This window comes from Rathayibacter sp. SW19, from assembly GCF_030866825.1.
GTDB classification, from domain to species: Bacteria; Actinomycetota; Actinomycetes; order Actinomycetales; family Microbacteriaceae; genus Rathayibacter_A; species Rathayibacter_A soli.
In genome coordinates, this window is record NZ_CP133020.1 from 4,048,527 (window position 1) to 4,071,550 (window position 23,024).

Sequence of the window (23,024 nt, forward strand, 5' to 3'; positions counted from 1 at the left end):
ACAACTGAAGGAGTAACGATGCTCGACCAGCGGCGTCAACACAAGGGGCGCGTCGTCATCATCACCGGCGGATCTGCGGGCATTGGGCGGGGCGCCGCGGATGCCTTCGCTGCGGCCGGCGCGTCAGTGGTGATTCAGGGGCACACCGCACGCAACGTGGATGAGGCCGTGGCGAGCATCAGGGCCGCTGGTGCCAAGGCTGTGGGCATCCACGGCGACGTTGCCGATGAGGCGACGCATCGCGCGACCGTGGAGCTGGCACTGAAGGAATTCGGCCGAATCGACCATCTTGTGACCTCTGCAGGGATTCAGACTTATGGCGATGTCGCGACGACCACTCCGGAAGAGTTCGATCGGGTCTATCAGGTGAACGTTCGCGGAGTGTTCCTCGCCATCCAGGCGGCGATCACACAGATCCGCACCAATCGCGGCACGGTCACCGTGATCTCATCGGTGCAGGGCGTCGCGACCCAAAACAACGTTGTCGGGTACACCATGACCAAGGGTGCCTTGAACGCGATGTCCCGTGCGCTCGCTGTCGATGAAGCAGCGTATGGCGTTCGAGTGAACGCCGTGCTGCCGGGTTCCGTGGACACCCCGATGCTGCGTACTTCCGCCAAGAAGTGGTCGGACGGCACGCCAGAAGGAATCGAGCGGACAATCGCGAACTGGGGTACCGCGCACGCCCTCGGCCGGGTCGCTCAACCGCGCGAGATCGGCGACGTGTGCTCGTTTCTCGCCAGCGACGGCGCCAGCTTTGTCACCGGGGCTGAAATCCGCGTCGACGGCGGGCTTCTCGCCCGAGTCGCAGCTGCGCTGCCGACCAAGGATTGACCGGCGCCACCCGCGACACGGATCTAACAGACACAGATCTAACAGGCACAGACGCGACAACCGGAGGTTATCGACTCATGATTCAACTCAGCGAATTCCTGCCACCCCGGCCGGAACAAACGTGGAAACTCATTCGACAAGCGGGCGTGACCAACGCGGTTGGCGTGCTCAACGGTGCAGAACAAGACCAGCGGATGTTCGCATCGGTCGGTAAAGAAGGCTGGAAGCCCGACAACCGCGACGACGTGCCGTGGAGCATCCCGGCACTCAAGCACAATATCGAGATCTACGAGCGGTGGGGGTTCAGGCTCGTCGCAACCGAGGACACCGCCCCGATGGACCGGATCCGCATGGGCCTTGACGGCCGCGACGAACAGATCGATCAGTTCATCGAGCAGATCCACGCCCTCGGGGCGCTCGGCATTCCAACAATGGCGTACAACTGGATGGCGCTGAGCAGTTGGGGGCGCACCGACACCGCCTTGCCCGATCGCGGCGGTGCTCTTGTTACTGGCTATACCCGCTCCATCGCACAGTCGGGCCCGCAACTGATCGAACCAGGAGAGGTTTCGGCGGACCAGATGTGGGAGGCACTGGAGTACTTCCTGAAGGCCGTGGTTCCTGAGGCAGAGAAGGCCGGCGTTCGCCTGGCCATGCATCCGGATGACCCACCTCAGCAGCTCGACCGGGGCATACCGCGAATCATGAGTTCTGTGGACGGATTCAGACGACTGGTGAATCTCGTGCCGTCCGACTACAACGGAATCACCTTCTGCCAAGGCAACTTCGCGCTCATGTCCGATGTTCTCGACGGAACCATTTCGATTCCCGAGCTCATCCGCGAGTTCGGAACCGGCAAGATCCCATTCGTGCATTTCCGCGATGTGAAGGGCACCGTCGAGCAATTCCGGGAGACGTTCCACGATGCGGGCCAAACGGACATGCCGGAGTGCATGCGCGCCTACCATGACATCGGATTCGAGGGCGCGATGCGGCCAGACCACGTGCCGACGCTCGAGGGCGAGTCGAACGACCGGCCAGGATACGAAACGCTTGGGCGGCTCTTCGCAATCGGCTATATCCGCGGCCTGGAGCAGGCAGCATACGGTCACCCGGCGGCGGGCCAGTGACTGAATCAGAACTCGCACACGCGGCGGCCTCAGCGGTAGGCGAAGAGGCGACGGCACTGCTGGAACATATCGGCTTGATCGCACCCGGTGAACCGGTGCGCATCGAGCCCCTTTCCGGCGGCGTGTCTTCTGACATCTGGCTCGTGCGCCGTGGTGCCGAGAAGTTCGTGCTCAAGCGTGCGCGGGAGCAGCTGAAGGTCGCCGCCGATTGGCGCGCACCGGTGGGCCGTGGCGCATCCGAAGCAGCCTGGCTCGAGTATGTCGGCACGGCGGTGCCGGGGTGCACCCCGCGGGTGCTCGCCACCGATGCCGTCACGTTCGCGATCGCGCTCGAATACCTTGAGCCGGATGAGTACCGCAACTGGAAAAGCGTATTGATGGCGGGCGAGGTCAACCCCGGAACTGCTGAAACGGTCGGGCGACTTCTCGGACAGATTCACGCTTCGAGCACGCGCAAGCCGGGCCTGGCGAATAGGTTCGCCAACCAAGAACTCTTCGAGTCGCTGCGCATCGAACCTTACCTGCTGCGCACGGCAGACGCCGTGCCGGAGTCGGCGCACGCGATCGCGGATGTCGTCGACGGGCTGCGCACGACACAACTCGCGCTCGTGCATGGCGATCTGAGCCCGAAGAACATTTTGGTGGGGACGCGCCCGATCATCATCGACGCGGAGTGCGCAACCTGGGGCGATCCCGCATTCGACGCCGCGTTCTGCCTGACTCACCTCGCGCTGAAGGAAGTCCATCTGGCGCCGCATCGGCTGGAGTTTCGCGAAGCCTCGCAGCGGTTCGAACGCGCATACCTCAATGAGGTGACCTGGGAGCCGCCTGCCGACACGCATGCTCGGATCATGAGAATTCTTCCGGCATTGCTGCTGGCCAGGGTTGCGGGTGCGTCGCCGGTCGAGTACCTCGATCACGCCGAGCGGGCGAAAATAAAGGCGATTGCAGTGGAGGCGCTGCGGTCCGGGGACCCGGTCTGGGAACTGCTGGACCAAGAAACGGGAGCGAACTCATGAGCGACACGATTGCATCGGTCCGCGGCCGGTCCGTCTGGGATTCGCGTGGGATTCCCACCGTCGAAGTCGAGATTGAGACAACAAGCGGCGCCCGCGGAAGAGGGATTGCACCGGCCGGGGCATCCACCGGCCGCCGCGAAGCGATCGAATTGCGCGACGGCGGCGACCGGCTCGGCGGAAAAGGGGTGTCACGGGCGGTGAGCCTCGTGCACTCGAGAATCGCACCCGCGCTCATCGGGCATGATGTGGCGGATCAGCAGGGGATCGACCGTATTCTCGACCGACTCGATGACGACCCCAGCCGCGCGAATCTCGGCGGAAACACGACAACGGCGACGTCGCTGGCGGCACTCCACACCGCTGCGAGCGTTCGGGGCATCCCCACCTGGCAACTGCTGAACCCGTCCCCCACCAACCTGCCCCGCCCGCAAATACAGATTCTCGGCGGCGGAGCTCATGCCGCGCACCGAACGGCCGTGCAAGACTTCATGGTCTACCCGCTGTCTGCGACCTCGATCTCGGATGCGCTGACGTGCGTGGCCGAGGTGTACCGGTCGGTGGGTGAGATCATGTCGACACGCGGCCCGAGGCACGGGGTGGCGGATGAGGGCGGGTATTGGCCAGACGTCACGAACACGGAGGACGCGCTCGACGTGCTGGTCTCAGGAATCGAGGGCGCCGGGCTGATTCCGGGAGTCGACGTGGGTATTTCGCTCGACATCGCGGCCAGCCAATTTCACTCCCGCGGCGAATATCGTGTCAGCGACACCGCATACTCCACCGCGGCCTGGATCGAAAAACTGATGACGATCTGCCGCTCCTACCCCGTGATCACCCTCGAGGATCCGGCTGGCGAGGATGACTCGCCGGGAATGAGACTCGCGGTTGCCGGTCAGGCCGCGGTCGTCGTCGGCGACGACTACCTCGTGACCGACGCGACCCGGATACGCGCTGCCGCGTCAGCTCGCGAAGTCGATTCCGTACTGATCAAAGTCAACCAGGTTGGCACGGTGACCGGGGCGCAATCCGCGGTTGCATCCGCACGAGAGAATGGCTTGAGTGTCATCGTCTCGGCTCGTTCGGGTGAAACCGAGGACGTGTCGGTCGCGCACCTTGCGACCGGATGGTCGGCCGACATCGTCAAAGTCGGGTCGATCACCCGTGGCGAACGCACCGCCAAATGGAATGAACTCATTCGAATCGATGAAGCTGCAGGCGGTTTGCCGCTGGCTCCTGTCGTAATGCGCGCGGGCTGAGTTGCGCAGCCGGCAGTCCTGCAAGAATCAACGTGAACGAAGAAAGCGATCATGAGAATCACACACGTAGAGTCTGTTCCCGTTCGTGTCCCGGCTGCCGAACCGGCATTCCGCTGGAGAGATGGCCTGGCTGGCAGCGGACCGGCAGCGGAGGGCGCAGTGCTGCGTATCGGCACCGATGAGGGTGCCGTCGGAGTCGCACTATTTGCACGTCCAGGAGGTGCAGCGATACTCGAAGACCTCGTCGAGCGGGTGTTGCGACCAGAATTGGTCGGGCAAGATCCGTTGCAACGCGAGTGGCTGTGGCACCGCCTGTGGGAACTCGATCGCATTCACGAGTTGCCGTTGCCCGCGTTCGGGCTAGCTGATATCGCCCTCTGGGACATGGCCGGTCGCATCTATGGTCAGCCGGTCTGGCAAGTACTCGGCGGTTTCCGGACCTCGATTCCTGCATATGCGTCGACTTCGACATTCGCCTCAATTGAGGAGTTCCTTGACGTTGCGGATCAATGTCTCGCGCTCGGTTACCACGGCATCAAGCTTCACGCGTGGGGTGACGCTCGCCGCGACGCTGGACTCGTGCTTGCGCTGCGCTCCCATGTCGGCGACGGCATTCCACTCATGTATGACGGCTCCGCCGGTTTCGACTTGCCTGATTCTATCTATGTCGGTCACGCCTTGAGCGAAGCGGGTTACCTCTGGTACGAGGAGCCGATGCGGGAATTCAGCGTCAGCGCATATAGGCGGCTGGCCGCCGCTGTTCAGGTTCCCCTGCTGGTGGCGGAGACCTCAGATGGAGCACACATGAACTCTGGTGATTTCATCGCGGCAGGCGCCGCCACCTTCGGAGTGCGAGCCAGCACCGGCCTTCGCGGCGGGGTTACCGGCGCAATGCGCACGGCGCACCTCGCCGACGCCTACCGTGTTCGCGCTGAAGTCCATGGGGCGGACCTGCCGGCTCAGCATCTCTGCATGGCAATTTCGAACACGACGTATTTCGAGTCGCTGGTCACTGCGACCCATGTGGCGCGCGGACAATACGTCGACGAGACCGGCCATGTTCAAGCACCGACAGGGCCAGGAATCGCGCTGCAAGGTGGTCTCGAGTATCCCGCCAGTCTGCAGTCGTTCGCCGAATAGCAGCCCGATCGAATCGATAGAGTGCACAGCAGCCATAGCACGAAGTCAATCTGAGACAAACGCAATCTGCGGCAAAGTCAATCTGCGACAAAGGCATCGCAGTGTGCGACGAACTCGTCCCATTCGCTGTGTCGGACGACCTGCTGATCGAGCAAAGCCGCGTTGGCGCGGATTTGCTCAGGACCGTCGGCTCCCACGACAACGGATGCGATCTGTCCGTCCGAAGCCGCAAACCGCAGCGCTGCTTCTGGCAGGGTCATTCCATGTGCGCGTGCGACGCGGGCAATGCACTGCGCACTGCGCACCAGCGATCGCGACGCCGTTTGATATTCGTAGCGAGCACCGTCGGCAGGCGCATCCGTCGCGAGCAGCCCGCTATTGAACACGCCCACATTAAGGATCGAAACGCCTCGATCGGCGCACAGTGGCAGTAGCGCGGTACTCGCACTCCGGTCAAGGAGTGTGTAGCGTCCGGCGAGCATGATGACGTCCAACTCGCACTCACGCACGAAACGTGTGAGCGCTGCCACATCTCCCGTGCCGACCCCGATCGCACCGATCGCGCCTCGGTCACGGAGTGATCGCAGTGCAGGGTATGCTTCCGCGATGGCCTGATCAAGATTGTCTTGCGGGTCGTGGATGAGCACGATGTCCAGGTGGTCGTTGCGTAGTCTGTCCAGGCTCTCTCGGATCGAGCGCTGAACGCCTGTTTCGCTGAAGTCCCAACACCACCTGGTCGTGCCGCTGTTCTCGTTAATCACTCGCCCGACCTTCGAACTGAGCGTGTAATCACTGCGCTGCCTGTCTGCCAGGGCCAATCCAAGCCTCTGTTCGGCCAAGCCCAAGCCGTAGAACGGCGCGGTGTCGAAATATCGAATCCCGGCCCGCCATGCTTCGTCGACGATTTCGTTCGCTACGTACTGGTCAAGCGTTGCATAGAGATCGCCGAGTTGCGCGGTCCCGAGTCCGAGCTCGGTGACCCGCACCGACGTTGCGCCGACCGCATTCACCCTCAACGGCACGACCTTTCGATCGCTCCCGCCGACGTCCGCATCGAATGGACACCCTCAGACAACATAAAAGCGGATGTCACGGGTGACTACGGCTGCAATTCAAAGTATTGCCGAACCTCCGGCGACGCGGCTGGGATGTCCACCGTGCATCCGTCGTTGCGCAACGAAATCGTCGCGGCCTCTCCGGTTGCGACCGCGTCACGCGCTGCGACGGGCGACGTTTCGGTTTTGCCACCGTCTCTCACGAATTTCAGGAATTCTGCGATCAGCAAAGTATCCGCGCCGCCGTGTGTGCCTTCCGCGGCGGGAATGACGATGGTGTCATCCGCCTCGCGAAAGTCGCCTCGCTTGGTCCAGAGCTTGATGGTCCCTCCCTCCCCGTCTCCAAAGTTCTCCATGCGGCCCTCGGTTCCGATTACCGTGTAATTACGCCAGTAGTCGGGAGTGAAGTGGCACTGCTGATAGCTGGCGTAGACACCATTCTGCAGGTGCATCAGCACCATCGAGATGTCCTCGACATCCACCACGGGGTTCAGGCCCGTCTGCGACAGAGGCGGCCAGTTGTCATGGCTGATCCACTCATCCATGCGTTCCTCGGAGCGGTCCCTGCGATCGGTGATATCGCCGTAGACGGTCAGACCCCCCATCCCGACCACCGAAGCGGTGCGCGAGTCGGCAAGCCAGTGGATCACGTCCAGATCGTGAGCACCCTTCTGCAGGAGCAGCCCAGTCGACTTTGTCCGGTCAGCGTGCCAGTCCTTGAAATAGAAGTCACCGCCGTGGCCTACGAAGTGGCGGCACCAGATTGCCTTCACCTCGCCGATCCGGCCGGAGCGGATGATGTCGCGCATCATGCGCACCATGGGAAGATGCCGCATGTTGTGTCCAACGTACAGACGCGTGCCCGTCTCACGAGCAACCTCAAGGATGCGGTCGGCGTCGTCTGCGGTGGTCGCCAGCGGCTTCTCGCAGAAAACCGGCACACCGGCGCGTAATGCGGCGATGGCTACCTCTGCGTGGGTGAAGTCAGGCGAGAGCACCATCACGGCATCGAGCTGAGAGTCGAGCAAATCATCGAGGGATCGCGCGATTTTCACGCCGGGAATCGCCTCGGCAGCGCCTTTCTGCGCGCGCTCGGCCGGATCCCAGACTGCCGCGATTACGGCCGCATTGCGTGGTCGGGATACTTCGCGCCATAGCGACGCTCGCGCTCCGAAGCCGGCGATTCCAATTCGTAGTGGCACAGTTCCTACTGGCACAGTGTTTCTATCCTTTCGTTCCCGACAGCGCGATTCCCTGAATGAATTGGCGCTGAAGGATGGCAAATGTGACGAGCATGGGCAGGCTGGCCAACACCGCCGCCGCCATCAGCACCGGGTAGTTGGTCATGTGGATGCCGATGAGTTGAGCGATGCCGACCGTGAGCGGCTCCTTGGCGGGGTCGGTGGTGACGACTAACGGCCAGAGCAAGTCGTTCCATGACCACAGTGCGGTGAACACGGCGAGTGCGACGATGCCCGGCTTCGCGAGCGGGAGCATGACTTTGTAGAAGATCTGCCAAGCGTTCGCACCGTCGACTCGAGCCGCCTCTTCTAGTTCGGTCGGAATCGTCATGAAGAACTGACGCATCAGGAAGCAGCCGAACGCGCTGAACATTCCCGGCACGATCAACGCAGCCAGAGTGTTCATCCACCCGAGTCGTTGAATGATTTCGAATTGCGGAAGGAGGAAGAGTTGCGATGGGACCATCAGGACCGACAGAAATGCCAAGAATATCGGAGTCCGCCATCTGAATCGGAGTCTCGCGAAGGCATAGCCGGCCATGGTGCACAAGACGACTTGCCCTAGAACCCGGCCGAGAGTGAGAACGACCGAGTTGGTCAACATCGACAGGAATGGGAGCGTGCTGATGGCCTCTGCGAAGTTGCCGAAGTCCCATGGATTAGGAACGATTTGAGCCGGGACAGCGTGCGCCCCGTCAAATGTTTTGAACGCTGTGAGAAGTTCCCAGGCGAATGGGAAGATCACTGCCACAACGCCGCAAATCAGAATCGCGTGGACGACCCACGGCTGCCGGTCGCGCCACCGCTTCGTCCGAGGCGCCGGACGACCGACGGAAGGCGACGAGCCATTGGCTTGCGCACGTGTTCGAGGTCGCGGTCGCGACATCGTCGACTCAGACATCGTAGTGCACCCACTTTCGCTGAAGTCGGAACTGAACGGCGGTGAGGATGAGAATCACAATCATGAGAACGATCGCGATTGCGGCCGCCAGCCCGCGCTCGTTGTTGACGAAACCCACGTTGTAGAAGAGAGTGACAATTGTCGTCGTTGCCTGGTGAGCGGGACTGAGCGCGGGGATCATCACATAGAGCAGGTCGAAAACCTGCAGTGAAGCGATCATTGTGATGACTGTCACGAAGAACACGCTCGGGCTGAGCAGGGGCAACGTGACGGAGAAGAATCGTCGAATCGGTCCGGCGCCGTCCAGACTCGCCGCCTCGTAGAGTGAAGGCGGGATACCCTGCAGGCCGGCAACGAAGATGACGATGTTTGTGCCGAGAGTTGACCAGATGCCGACAACTGCAACGGCAACCAGGGCGGTCGACGGGTTGGAGATCCAACTCGTTCCCTGGATTCCGACCAGGCGAAGTGTCTGGTTCAGAATGCCATAGTCACCGTTGTAGATGAATGCCCACACGAGAGCGATAGCGGCCGGCATCGTGACGACCGGGACGAAGTAGAGCACACGGTAGACCCCGCGGCCTTTCAGGCCGGGCGTGTTGAGCAGGCTGGCGATCACAATCGCCACCGGAATGCCGATGAGTGCCACGGCCGCGTACACGGCCGTGTTGATTCCAGCACCGATCATCTCCGGAGTGGTGAAAAGCTCCGCGAAGTTCGCAAACCCTATCCAGGTCTCCCCGCCGAAAGCGCCGCTCTTAGTCAGAGACAAATACGCGGTGCGGATGATCGGCCAAAAGTAGAAGGCTGCGAGCCCGATGGCCGTTGGGCCGACGAATAAAAGCGCCCACCATGGCGAGTCCCGTAGGCCACTGCGGCGGACCGCGGGCGCCGGGGTCTTCCCCGGCACCCGCGCCCGTGTCATAGTCGATGACATTCTCGCGCCGCTATTCCTTCGCGAGAGCGGCGTTCATCAAGGCCGCCAGTTGCTTCATTCCGGCGTCCAGATCAAGGGAGCCAGACCATACCTTTGAGAAGATTGCAGTTTCGTCGGCGTTCCACGCCGCCGTGTTCCGGGAGATGGGGAACGGAACCGCGGTCTTTACCTCATTGATATATGACTGCAGATCATAATTCGGGAGGGACTTGACCCACAACGTCTGCGTCCCGTTAAAGGCGGGGATGACCGCCCCCGACTTCGCCATGAAGTCTGCCGCCGTCTTGCCGCTGGCGAATGCCGCGAATTTCTTCGCAGCGTCGAGGTGTGCACTCTTTGCTGAGACCACGTTCGCCAGGCCGTGGATGATGGACTGGTTGCCTGTCGGACCCTGCGGCAACGGCGCCACGTTGATATCCGCCGCGATCGACGACTTCGCGAACGCGCCAGGGTTCCAGGATCCGGCCCAGTACATCGCGATTTTGCCCGAAGTGAACAGATCGGCGGAATAGGTGTCTGTCATCTGCTGGAGGCTCGGGGACGCCCCGTCTTTGACCAGATCCAGCCAGAACTTGACTCCCTCAATGGTTTTCGGGTTGTCATACCCGGACTTCTTCCCGTCCTTGCTGATGATGTATCCGCCGGCCTGAGCCACGGTGTCGTAGTAGTTCTCCTGGCCGTACGGCGGTGCCGCGACTCCGAACGTTCCAGTTGTCTTGTTGGTCAACGCTTTGGCGTCGGCGGTGAATTCGTCCCACGTCCAGCCGGCCTTGGGGTACGCAACACCCGCCGCGTCGAACAGCTTCTTGTTGTACCAGACGCCGACCGTGTCGAAGTCCTTCGGAGCCCCATACAACTTGTTGTCGTACGTGTACAGGTCGATGAGGTTGCTGGGATAGTCGCTCTTTTTGACATTATCAAGTGGGGCCAATTGCCCATTCGAGGCGTAAAGCTGAAAATTGGGTCCGTTCATCCAGAAGACGTCAGGCGCACTGCCCGCCGATGCCGCAGTCTGAAGCTTTGTCCAATAGTCAGCATTCGCCGTCAGCTGGATGTCGATGGTGATGTTCGGATTCTGCTTCTCGAAAGCGGCGACCATCTGCTTCATCGCCGGCTCCTGATTTTTGTCCCAGATGCCGTACGTGAGCGTGATTTTTTCCGTCGAAGCCGAGGAAGCCGGCGCGCCCGAGCACGCGGTCAGGCCGAACATCCCGAGTGTGAGCACTGCCACGCCCGCTGCAAGTGCGCGGATTGAACGTCGCTGCATTGAATCTCCTTTGATCGATTGCGGTTTACCCGATGTGCTAAACGATTAACTACACGTTGTATACAAGCAGATCGAGTACTTCGCCGTCAACTTAAGACGAATTCCGATGGAAAAGTGACAGCTGCAGCTCAACGAGGTGCCCCTCCGAGCTATCCGCACCACTCGCTCGAGCAATCAGCATCTCAGCCAGTCGATCCGCGAAAGCAGCGGAACCGACGGAGGACAAGCTGGGAACGACGTCTTCCGAGTCCGGTGCGTTGCCTGTCCCGATGATTGCAACGTCGGCGGGAACACTCAGTCCCAAGAAATGGGCTGCATGGATGGCAGCAATACCGGCGAAGTCCGTTTCTGCGTAAACGGCTGTTGGGCGCGGGCTCGTCGACAGCAGTTCAACGGCCGCGGCAAATGAGCTCGCTACCGTTCCTGAATACCAGCCCATGTGTTGCGGCAATGCTGTGATGCCAGCACGCACGAGCTCCGCTCGGTACGCGAGAACGCGGGGCCCCACTGTGCCAGCCCGACTCTGCACCTTCGCGAGGCAAGCGATCTGGGTGTGCGACTCAAGAAGATGACGCATCGCAATTGTCGCGGCAGCAGTGTCATGGAATCGGATGACGTCGTAACCATCGGGCTCGAGAACGCCGTTGTACACGATCAGCCGCGGGCCCGTTTGCGCGAACCGGGCCAGCGCTCTTCGCTCGTCACTCAAGGTGAAGTCGGTATCAACCGCCAAATATGCAGCGTCGCATTCGACACGTTCAAGTGCGCTGCGCCAGTCATAGTCCGGCAGGATGAACGTGCTGAAGCCACGCTCGCTTGCGAACCGGGTGACCCGCTCGGCAATAGCGATTGACCACGGATCGCTCAACATGTGCAATGCCAACTGGATCACACCGGTCCGACCGGTCCGCATCGCTCTGGCTGTGCGATTTGGTCGATAGCCCAATTCGGCGGCCGCGTCGGTCACACGCAAACGCGTACCTTCTGACACACCGCTGCTTCTACCGCGCCGACCGGAAAGCACGTAGGAAACAGTTGCAACAGAGACACCAGCAGCATGCGCGACCTGCTTGACAGTGGGTCTCTTCGACGCACGCGTGTCGCCTTCGCTCACAAACTTCACCTACACATTTCAATACGAGCGGAGCGGACACAGCTGCCACCGAGCGTCGAGCGCGCGTGGTGCGCTGGTTAGCAAGTCGTGCCGACATAGACGCGAACAATCGCCCGCGCACCAGCTAGTCCTACCAGACTACCGACAATGCACATGCGCTTAGTGTGCACCGCCGACTGGCTCGGGAAACAACCTCCGACAGGAGCACGAACTGGCCTGCCACGGGCAGTCCTGATGGACGTTGACAAATCATCAACGATCCTCTGACATTGAGGCCAGCATTACCGACATAACGGAAGTAGGGTCGGAGGCGTGAAGCGCATCTGGCCGTTTCTTGTCCCTGGCGTCATCCTCGGCGCTGTCGGGTTGGTGTGGACCCTGCAGGGACTCAACGTTGTGCGCGGGTCGGCGATGAGCGGCTCCTCGTTGTGGGCGACCGTTGGACCCATAGTGCTCGTCGTCGGTTTGGTGCTGATCGTCGTCGCGATCGTGATCGCGCGTCGCCGGGCGCGTTAATCGCGGATTGAAAATCAGCGATCCTCCACCGGTTGCCAACCTTGGCCGATTCGAAGACATGAAGAAGGCCCGGAATTGCGAGATTCCGGGGCCAGTAACGGGGGCGAGACTCAACCACCCGCGATGCCACGATTATGAGCCGTGTGCTCGTATTGGGCTCAACGTGGGGCGTTCAGCGAGTCAAGATTCCGCGTAAAATCAACCATCTTGACTGATCTGAGCAATGCTGAACGACGGGCGAATTCACCCGGCTGTGCCCAATATGCGTCCAATTTGGTGGGCACCCTTCCGCAGTGATTCCCGAAAGCAGACCGCCGGCCAGAGTTCCTTTGCCGCTTATTCAACGCCGTCAACCACGTTGGCGTCCATTGCCGGCGTCATCGGCCGCGAGCATGCGGGCGGCCAGCACACGAAACGCCGTCTCGACTTGGGCCGCAGGTTCGATCCCTTCCAAATCATCGACCGCGAGCCGAATCAGTTTCGGGTTGCGGGAGGAAAGATCATCGCGAAGGAAATCAGTCGCCGACTCAATAACGTGGGAGCCGACAGCTTTGCCGCTCAGCTCACGGAGACAATAACCAATGGCTTCAGCATCGCAATAGCGCAGGAGGCGGAGAAAGTCACCGGCGTCTTTGGAGATCACCCGATCGCGCCTATGCCCGGCAAGTCGCTCCGCGAGCTTGATCAGTTTCGCCACAACCAGAGCAGCGGGACCCGCGACACGCAGCGTAATCGTTCGGTTGTCGGCTGGATTGAGGGCTGTGATCTGCATTGGGGAAGCATCGAGTAGGGCGAGCTCAAGGCCCGCAGTTCGCCGGGCAGTGGCGGGGCTCGGCCCACGCAACGGCGCGGTCCGTCGCGAGGATGGAGGCAAAACTCCGGCGGGAACCATAAGGTCGATCTCGATGCCGTTCGGCGCGAAGAAGGTACCTGGGTTGCTGTGAGCTTGGTATCCCGCCGCGAGAAGAGTTTCCCCGATGTCCGGACGCTCAGTTAGCAGGTCCGGATCAATGGCGAGGTCACCATCGGTGGTGTAGGTCGGCTGCCTGGCTTGATCGGCCGGAGCGTGCAAGTAGACCGCTTGGGCTCCGACGAGAATCAGACCGGCACGCTGTTCGTGGAGCACTTCGAGAACATCCAACAGCGCGTGCCGGGCGGCAACGTATTCCGGTGCGACATTGGGGTCAACCATTGGACATCCCCTGATCTTCGATCAGGTCCCGCGCGAGGTCTTCGCCGACGCCGGCAAGGCGGCCAGTCGCCGACAGCAAGTCGCCGACAGCTCGCCATGGGGTGACGTAACGCAGTCCGTCGGCCGTTCGCGTGTGCTCGCCGCGGTTGAGGAACTCGCACTCAGCGACGCGGATGTTTCCATCGCGCCGGTCAGGGGCGAGATCTGCTGCTCGTTGAAGAGCAGCCAGATCCGTCGTATAGATCCAAAGTTCGGTTGCCGGCAGGCTCGCAATGCGCCCGCGGTCGCGCAGCCATTCACGTGCGGTCCTGACGCCGGTAATGGCGTATGGGACAGCCGCTCCAGTGATGCGCTGCAGAGCAAGCTCTGGCCCGGAAAGCGAGAAGTATCGTTTGGCGTTGAAGGTCTTCCCGAAGCTGTAGTCCTCTGCCCAACGCTGCGCGGCGGCCAGCCGGTCGGCGATCACGATCGGGCCACCTCCGGTCGGCTGCAGATAGTTCTCCTCCCTCAACAGTGACACGACACGGCTCACCGTTGATACCGGCAGATTGTTCTGCCGTGCAAAGTCCCTGATTGATCCGGCTTGACCCCCGTTCGCCAAGAGACCAACCATGACCTCCGACGCCGCCTGCCCTTTCAAGGATCGCAACCGCGCCACCGGCTTGACATCCGGCAGCGGATCCTTCATCGCTCCTTGCTGCCGGACAAAGACGACTGGCCCCGCGTGTCGAATCATCACGTTTCCCGTGGTATCCCAATACGACCAGCCCGCCTGCTCGAGCAATTGCTGCTTGCGGGCAGGGATGAACGGAGCAATCAGCACGGGAGTGACGCCCGGCCCGGGGATGGGGAGTTGATCGACTTCGATGACGCCCGCCGAGAGCTTCACCTCAACACCCAGCTCTACAGGCTGAGTCGCGATGATCCAGCGTATGCGCGCATCCCACCCACTGTCGCTGGGCAACAACGGAGGTTCGATGTGGTTGCGAGTGCCAGAAGGCGTCACCGTGCGCAGGTACTTCATGAAGCGGTCGATCAGATCGCTCGTTCCGTAACCAGTGCTGTTCCGCATAACATGGAACATAGCATTTTCTGGAACAGAAGCCGAGCACGGGCCCGAGATGGCCCCGGAATGGCGAGATTCCGGGGCCAGTAGCGGGGGCGGGACTTGAACCCGCGACACCACGATTATGAGCCGTGTGCTCTAACCACCTGAGCTACCCCGCCGCCACCTCCGCGCATCACCTGCACAAGAGACGAGCCCCGAGTCAGGATTGAACTGACGACCCCTTCCTTACCATGGAAGTGCTCTACCACTGAGCTATCGGGGCGACACCGTGACGCGACAATCGTCCGCGTTTTGGCAACCGTATGAGGATATCATCTGGACGGCCACGCAAAAACCGGATGAAGACATCCCGCGACATTCGAGATCAGCCGATGTCAGCCGACAACAACCCCAGGCAACTGCCACGCCGCGAACACCGGACCAGGCGACGTCATGCGGATGCCGCCCTCGTCCTCCTCGACGGACGGCACGACCGCGAGCGCGACGTCACCGAAAACCGCCACCGCTGCATCCGCACCGCTGAGCGCATCGGGCGGAAGCCGCACGTCGACGTCGGCTCGCGCCGCAAGAACGAGGATGCTTTCGGTAGCGGACTCGCGCACGAACACGAGGACATCGCCGCCGATGTGCAGCCAGCGCATGCCGCCGCCGTTCAGGGCCGGGTGGTCGCGACGCAGATGGATGAGGCGCGAATAGAGGTCGAAGGTGGCTGCGGGGTCTCGATACGCCTGCTCGCTGCGCTCGCGGGCTACTCGACCAACGGGAACGTTGGTCGAGTAGCGAGCGCCAGCGAGCGTATCGAGACCATTACCACCGGGAACGTTGGTCGAGTAGCGAGCGCCAGCGAGCGTATCGAGACCATTACCAACGGGCTCAAGCGCCAGCTCGCCCCACGGCAGCGGCGTGCGCGACGCCTCGCCGTCCTCGCCGGTCAGCGCGAACTCGTCGCCGGCCCACACGACCGGAATGCCCGGGAACGTGACAGACAGACCGAACGCGACCGGAACGACATCCGGCCGGGCATGGGTCAAGAACCGCGGCACGTCGTGGGTGTCCAACGCATTCATGGTGCCGAGCAGCGTGCGCCACGGGAAACCGGCGGTGAACTGCGTGTGCGCCGCGACGAACTGCACGCCGTTCAACTGCGGAATCGTGCCGACCGGCTGCCCGAAATAGCTCGACTCACTGCCCGGCAGCGACAGCCAGCTCCACAGCGGCCGGGTGAAGTTCGCGTAGGTCATCGCGCCGTGCCAGGCGTCGCCTTGAAAATCAGGGGCCGCGTCGTTGGTCGACTCACCGAGCAGGATGGTGTCCGGATTGATCCCGATCATCGTGCGCCGGATGATGCGCCGCACCTCGCCGTTAAGGTCCTCGTCGCGGTACCGCCCTGTCATGTTGGCGACGTCGATGCGCCAGCCGTCCAGTGAATACGGCGGCTTCAACCAGTTCGCAACGACGGAATCGGGGCCCTCGATGAAGCGTCGGCGCAGCTCTGCCGACTTCCAATTGAACTTTGGAAGGCTTCTCACGCCCATCCAAGAGACGTATTCCGTGTGCTCATCGTTGAGCCAGTAGAAAAACTCGCTTTCCGGCGCATCCGGATGCCCGTATGCGGCCTGGAACCACTCGTGACCGTCTCCGCAGTGGTTGGTCGTGAGGTCCCCGATCACCTTCAGCCCGCGTGCGTGCGCCGCCTCAACCAGTCGGATCAGCGCGTCATCGCCGCCGAGCAGCGGGTCGACTTCTGCGAAACTGGATGCGTCGTAACGATGATTCGACCGCCCCGGAAACACCGGGGTCAGGTAGATCAGGCTCACCCCGAGTTGCTCGAAGTGGTCCAGGTGCTCGATGATGCCGTCGACGTCACCGCCGTAGAACTGCTGCGAGCGCCCGGGTTGTTCCAGCTCGACCGGGTCGCCCCAGTGCGCAGGGATCGCCCAGTCCGGCAGCGGCCGCGTGTCCGCGGCCGCCGAACGAGCAAACCGGTCGGGAAACAGCTGATACAACACCGTCGACGCCACCCAGCTCGGCGGTGCGTCGTAACTGACCAGCTTGAAGTCCTCCGAGTCGAGCGTCTCGGTCTCGTGGATGCCCGTCGCGTTCAGCCACACACTCGAGCCGTCGCCTCGAGTGATCATGAATCGATACCCGTGCACCGGGTTCTCCACCGTGACCGGCGCCGTCCACCAGTCCCACCCGTCGGCGGATGCCATGACTTCGGCATCCGAGAACCGCGGCTCGTGGTCGGGGTTCGAACGCGTGCGCACCGCGGTGACTGGTCCGAATCCGCGCGGAATGCGCACGCTGACCTGCACCGTGTCGCCGAGAGCAGGTGCGGGGTTCGAGACGTGCATGGACGACCCGTCATGATGGGGCAACATGCGTCGACAGTATCGTGAGACGCACCGCTATGCGGTCGACCCGTGCCGGCGGTTCCTGCCGGCGATCTTTGCCGACGATCTCTGCCGACGATCTCTGCCGGCGGCGCGCACCACCGGGCTCAGGCGCCGACCGGCCCGGTCGATCGGCGCACAATGAGCGTGGTCGCCAGTTCTTCGCGAGGAGCCTGGCCCTCTACCTGAGAACCCGATCGGCCGATCCGCAGCAGCATGCGCAATGCGGACGCCGCCATTTCGGCGATCGGCTGCTGCACCGTGGTCATCGGCGGAGACGCCCAACCCGCTTCGGGCAGGTCATCGAATCCGATCACACTCAGGTCACCGGGAATAGACAGCTTGAGTTCCGCGGCCGCATCGTACACACCGAGCGCCAGAGTCTCAGTGCAGGCGAACACCGCCGTCGGGCGGTCCACCCTCGACAGCATGCCCACGGCGGATGCCCTCGCCGTGTCGCGCTCCCAACCGACGTGCGCGTGGTTGGCCGGGGCAAGCTCAAGCCCCACCGCGGCCAGCACCGACCTGAATCCGTCGAGTCGTGCCCTGCTGTATTCATACGAATCGGACACATCGATGACGGCGATACGCGTGTGGCCGAGTTCGACCAGATGTTCGGCCGCCGACCTGCCGCCCTGCCAATTCATGGCGCCGACACTGCCGACGCCTCTCGGCGGAGACACCATCGGGTCGAGGAGCACGACCGGCCTTTCCGCCTCGGACAGGCGCCGCCACTGGCCGGACGTTGGCGCGACGACCGCCAAAATCGTTCCGCACGACGCACGACGCAGAACACGGTCAACCCAGTCTGAATTGGGGCGCACCAGGGTGATCACGACATCGAGATCGGCGTCGTTTGCCGCGCCCTCCACACCGCTGAGCGCCCGGTTGGTCCAGGAGCTCTCGCCGGAGGCCAGCACGAAATCCACGAGCCCTGGCCCCGACTCGGTGTCGCGCACCAGCCCAAGACCTTTAGGTCGCTTGTAGCCGAGTTGTTCGGCGGCACGAAGAATGCGGTCGCGTGTCGTGGGCGCGACGTCCGTTCCGCCTCGCAGTGCCTTCGAAACGGTGGGGATGCTCGTGCCGGCTCGCGCAGCAATGGCCGCCAGAGTCGGGCGCACGGCTTCATGGGGCTCTACAGACACATGGCCATCTTATGGCTGGAGAATATTTGCGCAAAAGATTTACGCGCAAATTTCTTGTCATTTGGGAGTACTGACAGCATAATTCGAAATGTAGTGAGCGTAAACAAATACAGTTTGCGCAAATATTGCGGCCATAAGGTCGCGTTCGCAGACGAGCAAGCGGCGGTTGCCGCAAGGAGAAACCTATGTCAACGCAGACACCCAACGCTTTCAGCCGCCGCGCCTTCCTGGGCCTGGCAGGCGCCGGGCTTACCACGATCGCACTGGCATCCTGCAGTTCCGGCGGCGCAGGCGGGTCGTCCGGCGGGTCGATGAAGTTCTGGAACATGCCCTGGGGCGGCACGGCATTCAACCCGCTCGACAAGAAAATCACCCTGGCCTATAAGCCGACCAATGGTCTCCCATCGGCCACCTATCAAGAGATCTAGTGGGCGAACTTCAACCAGACGTTCTCCTCGGCGATCGCCTCCAACACGGGGCCCGCAGTGAGCTCCGGGGGTGGCACCCAGGCGTTCCAGTTCGCCACCAAGGACAAGATCGCCTACGCCGACGACCTCCTCGACCAGTGGAAGAGCAACGGCCTCTACGACGACTTCCTACCCGGGCTCCTCGACGCCATGAAGACGGAGAAGGGATACGTCGCGATTCCATACAACCTCGACATGCGCGTGCTCTGGTACAACAAGACGCTGCTCGACAAGGCCGGCGCCGAGGCACCCACAGACTGGCAGAGCTACCTCGATGCCTGCGCCGCGCTGAAGAAGAACGGCGTGTACGGCTTCAGCCTCAGCAGCGCGTCGAGCAATGGAAACAGCTTTCAAACACTCACCGGCGTGCTGATCAACAACGGCGGCGGACTCTTCGACGAAGAGCAGAAGCCGAACTGCGTGACGCAGACGAACATCGAAGCCCTGGACTGGGTCGTTGAGATGATCAAGAAGGGATACGTCGACCCCGGCAACCTCGGATACTCGAGCACCAACACCAACACGCAGTGGAGCAACCGCACGTGCGCGATGGGCATCGACGTGCCCGGGTTGCCGCAGAACGTGACCGGTGCCGTGCAGCAGGAGCTCGTGCTCGGCGACCCGCTGGTCAGCTCCGCAGGCAAGAAGGGTGCCCTCTATTTTCCGAACAACATCATGATGTACAAGAACACGCCGAGCCAGAAGGGCTCCGAGGCGTTCCTCACCTATTACTACAAGAACATGTCGAAACTGTGGACACAGAACACGGGGATCGGCCTTCCTCCGCTCAAGTCCATCGCCGCGACAAGCGAGTTCCAGTCGAGCGCGAGCAACGTGAAGCTCGTCAAGGTCTGGCAGCCGATCTGCAAGACCTGGGCAGCACCGGGCGGAGCAGCACTGTTCGCGAATGTGTCACTCGTCGACAGCACTCCCGCGATGACGACGTGGGCCCAATCGGTTCTCTCGCTCAAGGCGACACCGAAGGAGGCGCTGACCGCGCTGCAGACAACGCTGAAATCGCAACTCAAGAAGTGATGCCACCATCCGCACAACGCAAAACCGAACTGCCGAATCCGGTTCTGCCAGGCTTCTACCCAGACCCGTCCCTGTGCAGAGTCGGCGAACACTACTACCTGGCGAATTCAACATTCGAGTATCTGCCGGGCATCCCGATCCACGAAAGCACCGATCTGCGCACCTGGCGATCGCTCGGCGCCGCGATCACCCGTCCGGAAAAATTCGATCTGGGGAATGCTCGCGACTCCGGCGGAATCTACGCGCCGACCATCCGCTACCACGACGGTCGCTTCTACGTCGTGGGTTCCCAGGTCGATCACCGGCCGGAGACCCAGTTCATCATCTCCGCTGCGGATCCGGCTGGCCCGTGGACGTCGCCGATCTGGGTGGCGGATGCCGACGGATTCGACCCGTCGGTCTTCTTCCATGACGGCACGGCGTACTGGTGCGCGGCACGCATCCTCGATCCCGGGCAATACGAGGGGCAGACGGCGATTTGGGTGCGGGAGATCGACATGGCCACCGGGCTCTTCACAGGGCCCGAGACGGTCGTGTGGGGCGGCGCGCTGCGCGGCGACACCTGGAGCGAGGGTCCGCACATTTTCGAGCGGGAGGGATGGTTTTACCTGCTCACCGCGGAGGGCGGCACGTACCGTGATCACGCCGTCATGATCGCTCGCTCGCGGTCGGTGACGGGGCCATATGAGAACTGTCCGCGCAATCCGATCATCAGCCATCGCCACCTCGGTGATCGGCACCCGGTGCAGAACGTGGGGCACGCCGACTTCGTGCAGCGCACCGACGGATCGTGGGCAGCGGCACTCCTCGGCGTGCGCACCGAGAACGGCCGTCACATCCTCGGCCGCGAGACCTTCGTCGCCGACGTCGTGTGGGAACACGGTTGGCCGGTTGTCAATCCGGGTGTCGGGATGCTGACAGCCGTCGGCGAGCGCACGTGCGCGTGGGAGCTCGAGCCGGCCAGAGTCGCAGGCGCCCTCAGCGTGCGCGGCGACGCACGATTCGCCGCGGAGACGACGACCGGTGTCGTGCTCTCGGCGTCGGCGAACCGCGGCCGGCCGTCGGCATTGTTCTACCGGTTAGCCCACCACCGAGCGCAGCTGTTGGTGACCTTCGACGCGGTCGAGCCCGGCGCGGCCGTCGGACTCGCCCTGCGGCAGAGCGACTCGTACTCGATCAGACTCGAAATCGACGGCCGCCGAGTCGGCATCATCGAACGGGCGGCAGACGTGGACATCGAACGCGATCACTGGACTCTTTCCGACGATGCGCCGCTCGAGATCGTTGCCGAGACAACCGCCTCGAGCGTTTGTTTCCGCGTCGGAGAACGCTGCTCCTCCGCAGTCGATGCCTCAGTGCTCAGTTCGGAGACGGCAGGCGGCTTCGTCGGAACGGTATGGGGACCATACGTTGCGGGCGCCGCCGGAGCGCAAGCGAGACTCCGCCGCATCGCGTACAGCGACCGCGAAATGAGCGAGCAGCTCTGACGGCCCACCTCGCACTGCCAGCAGTGCGGGTCACCCACGTTGCGCGGACCTCGAAGGCGAATGCGAGAGGATGGACGTACCAGTAGCCTACGGAGGACCGACCATGATCACGAGCAATTCCAGCGACACCGCCGGAGTTGTCCGCGCTGACGGACCCAATAACACCGAGTGGTGGCGCTCCGCCGTGATCTATCAGGTCTACCCGCGCTCATTCGCCGACTCCACCGGAGACGGTGTCGGTGATCTGCGCGGAATTGCCGGCCGGCTGCCCGCGCTAACCGAACTCGGGGTGGATGCCCTCTGGTTGTCGCCGTTCTACACGTCGCCTCAGCGCGACGCCGGTTACGACGTCGCCGATTACTGCGATGTCGACCCGCTGTTCGGCACGCTCGAGCACTTCGACGCGCTTCTGGAGGCCGCGCACAATGCGCAGCTCAAGGTGATCATCGATCTGGTTCCGAACCATACGTCCAGTGACCATGCGTGGTTTCAGGATGCTCTCGCCGCGCCAGAAGGCAGCGACGCGCGAGATCACTACATGTTCCGCAACGGCAAGGGCGTCGACGGGTCGACGCCGCCGAACAACTGGGAGTCCGTGTTCGGCGGTTCGGCGTGGACGCGCGTCAATCGCCCGGACGGCACGCCCGGCCAGTGGTATCTGCACCTTTTCGACACGTCGCAGCCGGACCTGAACTGGGAAAGCGAATGGGTGCGCGAACATTTCAGGCAGATTCTTCGATTTTGGCTGGATCGCGGCGTCGATGGCTTCCGAATAGATGTCGCGCACGGGCTGGTCAAGGCAGCCGGACTCCCCGACTACACGCCGCCTTCCGGCTCCGGCAGCATGGGCGGCGGAACCGCTGCGGGCACAGGCGATGCGGCCACAGGCGCGCCACCCCCTCCGCCCTATTGGCAACAAGACGGCGTGCACGAGATCTACCGTGACTGGCACGCCGTGCTGGCCGAGTACGACGGTGATCGGGCCCTGTGCGGCGAAGCCTGGGTGCAGCCACTCACTCGCCTGGCGGACTGGGTGCGACCGGGCGAAATGCAGCAGACGTTCAATTTCGCGTATCTCGAGACGCCGTGGCAGGCATCCGCTCTGCGTGCGGTCATCCAAGACTCGATCGATGCGTTCAGTGCTGTCGGCGCACCGAGCACCTGGGTGCTCTCGAACCATGATGTGGTGCGGCACGCGACCCGGCTGGCGCTGACGGTGCCGAACCCGCAAGGCGCGGGCCTCGGGCCGAAGAGCCTCGGCTTGCCCGACCCGGCGTTCGGCCTCCGGCGCGCCCGCGCGGCCACAACGCTGATGCTGGCGCTGCCTGGCTCGAGCTACCTCTATCAGGGCGAAGAGCTCGGTCTGCCTGAGGTGATCGACCTGCCCGATTCCGCGCGTCAGGACCCCACGTGGTTCCGCACGCACGGCGAGCGCTATGGGCGAGACGGATGCCGCGTGCCGATTCCGTGGACCAGTACTGGTGCCACCTACGGCTTCAACAATGGAACGGTGAGTTGGCTACCGCAGCCGGTGCAATGGGCGCGCCTCGCTCGGGATGTCGAGCGCGAGGACCCGGGCTCGACCCTGTCGCTCTACCGGCGGCTGCTGGCCGAACGCCGCGCGCACGACCTCGGAACCGGGGCGATCGAGTGGATTCACGGGTTCGGAACCGACGTCGTCGCGTATCGCAATGGCACGGTCACGGTCATTGCGAACACAGGAACCGAGCCGGTCACTCTGACTGACGGTGATGTTCTGCTCTCGAGCGAACCGATCGTCGACCGGATGCTGCCGCCAGACACGACCGTCTGGCTGATCTAGGCGG

At 62.7% G+C, this 23,024-nt stretch carries 19 protein-coding genes, 2 tRNA genes and 1 pseudogene; 11 read left to right on the forward strand and 11 right to left on the reverse strand.

Annotation, left to right across the window (positions count from 1 at the left end; all coding sequences use genetic code 11):
- Positions 1-18 precede the first annotated feature (18 nt).
- The 5 genes from QU604_RS18705 (at position 19) to QU604_RS18725 (ending at position 5,379) form a co-directional block, all read left to right on the forward strand.
- Complete coding sequence (locus QU604_RS18705) at positions 19-834, forward strand: SDR family NAD(P)-dependent oxidoreductase (RefSeq protein WP_308466114.1); 816 nt, start codon at positions 19-21, stop codon at positions 832-834.
- 77 nt (positions 835-911) lie between these two features.
- Complete coding sequence (locus QU604_RS18710; RefSeq protein WP_308466116.1) at positions 912-1,964, forward strand: mannonate dehydratase; 1,053 nt, start codon at positions 912-914, stop codon at positions 1,962-1,964.
- Positions 1,961-2,983 carry a phosphotransferase family protein gene (locus tag QU604_RS18715; RefSeq protein ID WP_308466117.1) on the forward strand — a complete coding sequence of 341 codons (1,023 nt, stop codon included), beginning with the start codon at positions 1,961-1,963 and terminating at the stop codon, positions 2,981-2,983. The genes QU604_RS18710 and QU604_RS18715 overlap by 4 nt, the downstream gene beginning before the upstream one ends.
- Positions 2,980-4,239, forward strand: a complete 1,260-nt coding sequence (gene eno, locus QU604_RS18720; RefSeq protein WP_308466118.1) for a phosphopyruvate hydratase — start codon at positions 2,980-2,982, stop codon at positions 4,237-4,239. The genes QU604_RS18715 and eno overlap by 4 nt, the downstream gene beginning before the upstream one ends.
- Positions 4,240-4,290: 51 nt before the next feature.
- A complete protein-coding gene (locus QU604_RS18725) occupies positions 4,291-5,379 on the forward strand; it encodes an enolase C-terminal domain-like protein (RefSeq protein WP_308466119.1) in 1,089 nt (362 codons plus the stop codon).
- A 77-nt stretch (positions 5,380-5,456) separates the two neighbouring features.
- Here the strand turns inward: QU604_RS18725 and QU604_RS18730 are convergent, their stop codons facing one another.
- The 6 genes from QU604_RS18730 to QU604_RS18755 all read right to left on the reverse strand — a co-directional run bounded on the left by QU604_RS18730 (position 5,457) and on the right by QU604_RS18755 (position 11,903).
- A complete protein-coding gene (locus QU604_RS18730; protein WP_308468974.1) occupies positions 5,457-6,389 on the reverse strand; it encodes an aldo/keto reductase in 933 nt (310 codons plus the stop codon).
- Between the two features lie 89 nt (positions 6,390-6,478).
- The gene (locus QU604_RS18735; protein ID WP_308466120.1) at positions 6,479-7,636 is read right to left on the reverse strand and encodes a Gfo/Idh/MocA family protein; all 1,158 of its coding nucleotides are present in this window, start codon (positions 7,634-7,636) and stop codon (positions 6,479-6,481) included.
- 22 nt (positions 7,637-7,658) lie between these two features.
- Complete coding sequence (locus tag QU604_RS18740; RefSeq protein WP_308466121.1) at positions 7,659-8,576, reverse strand: carbohydrate ABC transporter permease; 918 nt, start codon at positions 8,574-8,576, stop codon at positions 7,659-7,661.
- Complete coding sequence (locus QU604_RS18745; protein WP_308466122.1) at positions 8,569-9,513, reverse strand: carbohydrate ABC transporter permease; 945 nt, start codon at positions 9,511-9,513, stop codon at positions 8,569-8,571. The genes QU604_RS18740 and QU604_RS18745 overlap by 8 nt, the downstream gene beginning before the upstream one ends.
- A 10-nt stretch (positions 9,514-9,523) precedes the next feature.
- Entirely contained in the window at positions 9,524-10,780 is a 1,257-nt protein-coding gene (locus QU604_RS18750) for an ABC transporter substrate-binding protein (RefSeq protein ID WP_308466123.1), read from the reverse strand.
- 91 nt (positions 10,781-10,871) lie between these two features.
- Positions 10,872-11,903, reverse strand: coding sequence for a LacI family DNA-binding transcriptional regulator (locus QU604_RS18755; protein WP_308466124.1), 1,032 nt, complete (start codon positions 11,901-11,903; stop codon positions 10,872-10,874).
- Positions 11,904-12,206: 303 nt separating this feature from the next.
- On the opposite strand from QU604_RS18755, the gene QU604_RS18760 reads away from it, so the two are divergent.
- Positions 12,207-12,410, forward strand: coding sequence for a hypothetical protein (locus QU604_RS18760; protein ID WP_308466125.1), 204 nt, complete (start codon positions 12,207-12,209; stop codon positions 12,408-12,410).
- A gap of 223 nt (positions 12,411-12,633) precedes the next feature.
- A complete protein-coding gene (locus QU604_RS18765) occupies positions 12,634-13,200 on the forward strand; it encodes a hypothetical protein (protein ID WP_308466126.1) in 567 nt (188 codons plus the stop codon).
- Positions 13,201-13,594: 394 nt separating this feature from the next.
- Here the strand turns inward: QU604_RS18765 and QU604_RS18770 are convergent, their stop codons facing one another.
- The 5 genes from QU604_RS18770 to QU604_RS18790 form a co-directional block, all read right to left on the reverse strand.
- Positions 13,595-14,674 (reverse strand): hypothetical protein, encoded by a 1,080-nt coding sequence (locus QU604_RS18770; RefSeq protein ID WP_308466127.1) that lies wholly within the window; start codon positions 14,672-14,674, stop codon positions 13,595-13,597.
- An 81-nt stretch (positions 14,675-14,755) separates the two neighbouring features.
- Positions 14,756-14,829: transfer RNA gene (locus QU604_RS18775), tRNA-Met, on the reverse strand.
- A 32-nt stretch (positions 14,830-14,861) separates the two neighbouring features.
- Positions 14,862-14,933 (reverse strand) — tRNA-Thr (locus QU604_RS18780).
- Positions 14,934-15,045: 112 nt separating this feature from the next.
- On the reverse strand, positions 15,046-17,052 hold the full coding sequence (locus tag QU604_RS18785; RefSeq protein ID WP_308466128.1) for a glycoside hydrolase family 13 protein: 2,007 nt from the start codon (positions 17,050-17,052) through the stop codon (positions 15,046-15,048).
- A 119-nt stretch (positions 17,053-17,171) separates the two neighbouring features.
- On the reverse strand, positions 17,172-18,209 hold the full coding sequence (locus QU604_RS18790; RefSeq protein ID WP_308466129.1) for a LacI family DNA-binding transcriptional regulator: 1,038 nt from the start codon (positions 18,207-18,209) through the stop codon (positions 17,172-17,174).
- A 185-nt stretch (positions 18,210-18,394) separates the two neighbouring features.
- Here QU604_RS18790 and QU604_RS18795 point away from each other — a divergent pair, with 185 nt between their 5' ends.
- From QU604_RS18795 to QU604_RS18810, 4 genes and pseudogenes are all read left to right on the forward strand, one after another.
- On the forward strand, positions 18,395-18,637 hold the full coding sequence (locus tag QU604_RS18795) for a hypothetical protein (RefSeq protein ID WP_308466130.1): 243 nt from the start codon (positions 18,395-18,397) through the stop codon (positions 18,635-18,637).
- Between the two features lie 15 nt (positions 18,638-18,652).
- Positions 18,653-19,711, forward strand: a pseudogene (locus QU604_RS18800) (ABC transporter substrate-binding protein); the annotation flags it as partial.
- The gene (locus QU604_RS18805) at positions 19,711-21,198 is read left to right on the forward strand and encodes a glycoside hydrolase family 43 protein (protein ID WP_308466131.1); all 1,488 of its coding nucleotides are present in this window, start codon (positions 19,711-19,713) and stop codon (positions 21,196-21,198) included. The pseudogene QU604_RS18800 and the gene QU604_RS18805, both read left to right, overlap by 1 nt.
- A 103-nt stretch (positions 21,199-21,301) precedes the next feature.
- Entirely contained in the window at positions 21,302-23,020 is a 1,719-nt protein-coding gene (locus tag QU604_RS18810; protein ID WP_308466132.1) for a glycoside hydrolase family 13 protein, read from the forward strand.
- Positions 23,021-23,024 lie beyond the last annotated feature (4 nt).